Origin of the sequence: Providencia sp. PROV116 (genome assembly GCF_028482485.1) — a bacterium.
GTDB classification, from domain to species: Bacteria; Pseudomonadota; Gammaproteobacteria; order Enterobacterales; family Enterobacteriaceae; genus Providencia; species Providencia rettgeri.
Genome location: NZ_JAMPQO010000039.1, coordinates 1 through 4,364, shown reverse-complemented (window position 1 = coordinate 4,364; position 4,364 = coordinate 1). Strand labels below are relative to the sequence as shown.

3 protein-coding genes, 5 tRNA genes and 1 rRNA gene are annotated in these 4,364 nt (G+C 37.7%); 8 read left to right on the top strand and 1 reads right to left on the bottom strand.

Annotation, left to right across the window (positions count from 1 at the left end):
- Window positions 1-42 precede the first annotated feature (42 nt).
- The 4 genes from PSE72_RS19800 (at window position 43) to birA (ending at window position 2,421) form a co-directional block, all read left to right on the top strand.
- Window positions 43-118 (top strand) — tRNA-Thr (locus PSE72_RS19800).
- 26 nt (window positions 119-144) lie between these two features.
- Window positions 145-260, top strand: a 5S ribosomal RNA gene (rrf, locus tag PSE72_RS19795).
- A 155-nt stretch (window positions 261-415) separates the two neighbouring features.
- Entirely contained in the window at window positions 416-1,450 is a 1,035-nt protein-coding gene (gene murB / locus PSE72_RS19790; protein ID WP_115168142.1) for a UDP-N-acetylmuramate dehydrogenase, read from the top strand.
- Complete coding sequence (birA, locus tag PSE72_RS19785; RefSeq protein WP_115168141.1) at window positions 1,447-2,421, top strand: bifunctional biotin--[acetyl-CoA-carboxylase] ligase/biotin operon repressor BirA; 975 nt, start codon at window positions 1,447-1,449, stop codon at window positions 2,419-2,421. Before murB ends, birA begins: the two co-directional genes overlap by 4 nt.
- A gap of 39 nt (window positions 2,422-2,460) precedes the next feature.
- Here the strand turns inward: birA and coaA are convergent, their stop codons facing one another.
- Complete coding sequence (gene coaA / locus PSE72_RS19780; protein ID WP_198642170.1) at window positions 2,461-3,411, bottom strand: type I pantothenate kinase; 951 nt, start codon at window positions 3,409-3,411, stop codon at window positions 2,461-2,463.
- Window positions 3,412-3,837: 426 nt separating this feature from the next.
- Here coaA and PSE72_RS19775 point away from each other — a divergent pair.
- From PSE72_RS19775 to PSE72_RS19760, 4 genes are all read left to right on the top strand, one after another.
- Window positions 3,838-3,913: transfer RNA gene (locus PSE72_RS19775), tRNA-Thr, on the top strand.
- Between the two features lie 15 nt (window positions 3,914-3,928).
- Window positions 3,929-4,013: transfer RNA gene (locus PSE72_RS19770), tRNA-Tyr, on the top strand.
- 75 nt (window positions 4,014-4,088) lie between these two features.
- Window positions 4,089-4,163: transfer RNA gene (locus PSE72_RS19765), tRNA-Gly, on the top strand.
- A gap of 6 nt (window positions 4,164-4,169) precedes the next feature.
- Window positions 4,170-4,245, top strand: a tRNA-Thr gene (locus PSE72_RS19760).
- Window positions 4,246-4,364: the final 119 nt, after the last annotated feature.

The following is a 4,364-nucleotide window of genomic DNA, read 5'->3' as shown; positions in this document are numbered from 1 at the left end:
AAATTTTAAGGTTGTGTCAGTACTGACTGACCGCACCATATTGCTGATATGGCTCAGTTGGTAGAGCACACCCTTGGTAAGGGTGAGGTCCCCAGTTCGAATCTGGGTATCAGCACCATATAATCAGCATTTAAAAAGAATTTACCTAGCGGCAATAGCGCGGTGGTCCCACCTGACCCCATGCCGAACTCAGTAGTGAAACGCCGTAGCGCCGATGGTAGTGTGGGGTCTCCCCATGTGAGAGTAGGGAACTGCTAGGTTTTAAATATAAAGAAGCCACCCATTGGGTGGCTTTTTGCATTCTATTAATAGCGCAATTCTCACTAATTATCTTATTTTCCTAATCTTGCTATTCACTCTTAATCCAGCCTGATAGACTTATCCTATCCTAGTTTTATTTGTATTGAAGGCTGTAATGAACCTAACGTCTGAACTTAAATCATTTAATAGCTTTGGCATTCAAGCAAAAGCATTATCAATTGTTTTTGTGGATAACCAAGAATCTTTACTCCAACAATGGGTCGAGGCTAAAAATCAGCAACTCCCAGTATTATTATTAGGGGGGGGAAGTAATGTTCTATTTGTTGCAGACTTTGAAGGTGTTGTAATTATTAATCAGCTTAAGGGTATAGAAATAACAGAAGATAACCGTTATTGGTATGTTCATGCTCAAGCAGGTGAAAATTGGCATCAATTACTTGAAACATTATTGAGTAAAGGTATTTGTGGTGCAGAAAATTTAGCATTAATCCCGGGTTGTGTGGGTTCTGCACCCATTCAAAATATTGGTGCTTATGGTATAGAGCTGAAAGATATATGTGAGTATGTTGATGTGCTTTCACTTGAAACAGGCAGAGTAATACGACTAACAGCTTCAGAGTGCCAATTTGGCTATCGTGATAGTATTTTTAAGCATGAGTATCAATATGGCTATGTCATCATCAGTGTTGGGTTAAAATTAGCTAAAGAATGGGTTCCTAAGCTTATGTATGGAGATCTTGCCCAACTTGACCCCAATACAGTAACACCAGAGCAAGTATTTAATTCTGTATGCCAAACACGTAGAAGTAAATTACCTGACCCAACAGTAACGGGCAATGCGGGTAGTTTCTTTAAAAATCCTGTTATTTCAGCAGAAAAGGCACAGGCCATAAAAATAGCTTATCCTAATTGCCCTCAATATGAACAAGCAGATGGCAGTATTAAATTAGCCGCAGGTTGGTTAATTGACCAGTGCGGTTTAAAAGGTTATCAAATAGGTGGTGCAGCTGTTCACACTCAACAAGCATTGGTGTTAATTAATAAACAGCATGCAACAGGGCAAGATATTGCTAACTTGGCGAAATATGTGAGTCAAACAGTAGCAAAGCGCTTTGATATTATTTTAGAGCCAGAAGTTAGGTTTATCGGCAAAATGGGAGAAGTTAATGCAATGGATTATATTCGATGAAAGAAACTAATATTCCTTTACAGTTAATTGATATTTTAGCCGATGCTCAGGTTCATTCAGGGGAACAACTCGGTGAACAATTAGGAATGACAAGATCTGCAATTAATAAACATATCAAAACATTGCGCTCTTGGGGATTAAACATAGAAACAATAGCTGGAAAAGGCTATAAGCTTCCATATCAAATCAACTTATTAAGCGAAGAAGCCATTAAAAAGCAAATTGATAGTGTGAATATTATTGTTGAGCCAGTTATCGATTCAACAAACCAATATATGTTAGAGCGTATTGCTGAGCTTAAATCAGGAGACACTTGCTTAGCCGAATATCAAAGTGCTGGGCGTGGTAGAAGAGGGCGCCAGTGGATATCTCCATTTGGTTGTAATCTTTATCTTTCAATGTATTGGAAATTAGAGCAAGGACCTGCAGCGGCAGTGGGGCTAAGTCTTGTTGTGGGTATCGTAATTGCTGAAGTTTTAAATAGAATCAGCCAAGAAAAAGTGAAAGTAAAGTGGCCCAATGATCTGTATATGAATGATAAAAAACTTGCAGGAATTCTTGTTGAATTAACTGGTAAAACAGGAGATGCAGCCCATATTATTATTGGTGTTGGTATTAACATTGGTATGAATAATAACAACATTGAAAGTTCAAAATCAATAACACAAGAATGGTCATCACTAAGAGATGAAGTTGAAAATATAGAGCGTAATGAATTATCTGCTAATATTATTAAGTCATTAAGAGAATCCTTAGTTATATTTGAACACGAAGGACTAAAACCATTTTTAGAGCGATGGTTTAAATTAGATAATTTTCTGAATAGGCCTGTTAAGCTACTGATAGGTAATGATATAATTACAGGAATTGAGCGTGGTGTTAATGATCAAGGTGCATTATTACTACAAAAGGATAATGGGGAAATAATTCCCTATATTGGTGGGGAAATATCCTTAAGACCAAACGAATAATATATTATTGGCCGGAGATAAACCGGCCAAAATAAATATTTACTTTCTTAATCTAACACTTTGAATAGTATGGTTCTCACCTTTAGTCATAATTAAACTGGCTCTTTCCTTTGTTGGTAATATATTTTCTTCAAGATTTAATCCATTAATTTCATCCCAAATAGACCCTGCAATATTAATAGCTTCATCTTCACTTAATTTAGAGTAGCTATGGAAATAAGAATCAGGATCTGAGAATGCACCTTGCCTAAATTTAAGAAACCGGCCGATATACCATTGTTTTAATAATTCAGGTGCAGCATCGACATAAATAGAAAAATCAACAAAGTCAGATACAAAGACATGATGAGGATCTTGCGGGTAATCCATATCACTTTGTAAGACATTCAGTCCTTCGAGTATTAAAATATCAGGTCGATCAATTACTTGTTCTTGGTCAGGAACGATATCATACGTTAAATGTGAATAAACAGGAGCCTTAACGTTACGTGCACCTGACTTTATTTGCGACACGAAGTTAACGAGTTTTCGCATATCATAAGACTGCGGAAACCCTTTTTTCTTCATGATATTCCTATCTTTTAATACTTGATTAGGATGTAAGAAACCATCAGTTGTAATCAAGTCAACTTTACGGTGTTCTGGCCAACGAGTGAGTAGTGCTTGTAGTAAACGTGCCGTTGTACTCTTACCAACAGCTACACTACCTGCTATACCAATAATATAAGGCACTTTTGCGCCATTAGTTCCAAGGAATTGCTCTAGGACAGCCTGACGACGCAAGTTTGAGCTGATATAAAAATTCAATAAACGCGATAAAGGTAGATAAATCTCTATAACATCTTCCATAGAGAGTTCTTCGTTAATCCCTTTTAACTCTAGAAGTTCACTCGATGTTAATGTAAGTGGAACTGAATCACGTAACGTTGCCCAGTGTTCTCTATCAAACTCTAAGTATGGCGTAGTAATAAAATTTTCTTTCTTTTTCATAAACCAACATCTGCCTATTTTATGCAGGTTGGACAGGTTGCCTAAACACCCGTATCCATAAAATTTGCTAGCATCATAGCGAGTGAAAGTGGGGAGGCGTAGGTTTTTTTCTATTTTTTATGAGTTTTTTTTGATGTAGGCAGAAAAAATGATACTGAGTGATGAAAAAAACACCTAAAAATGAGAGGCTAAAATTGTGATATCGAATAAAAAATAATAATTTAAAAAATTTTAAGCCTCTTTCTCCCTTTACTGACCAAATGATAATGGACTATAGTTAACAGCTGCTGTTGATGTTTTAAGCTTAAAATAGTTAAAAAATCAACAAAAAGCCCAAAAGCGAACAAAATATGAGCGAACAAACAAAAAAATTAATTTTTTTGTTGCAACCTGCGCCGACTCTACCTAGAATGCGCAGCACTTGATGCCGGCATAGCTCAGTTGGTAGAGCAACTGACTTGTAATCAGTAGGTCCCGAGTTCGACTCTTGGTGCCGGCACCATTAACAATTTGGATAGGTGGGATACCCAAGCGGCCAAAGGGAGCAGACTGTAAATCTGCCGTCACAGACTTCGAAGGTTCGAATCCTTCTCCCACCACCATCTCCAAGAAATTTTCTTAAAAGAAAATTTTGAGGAACAGTTTAACAGCTGATAACTCAGGTAGCCGAGTTCATTGCGGGCATCGTATAATGGCTATTACCTCAGCCTTCCAAGCTGATGATGCGGGTTCGATTCCCGCTGCCCGCTCCAAGATGTGCTGATATGGCTCAGTTGGTAGAGCACACCCTTGGTAAGGGTGAGGTCGGCAGTTCGAATCTGCCTATCAGCACCACTTCCTTCATGTTCTCACTAATCTCCCTGATTTGTCTCCTGAAAAAAACAAGCGAAATAAATTCTTGCTTGGTTGATGTGGTTTAACCACCGATTCCGTGTCTTAGAGGGACAATCTAA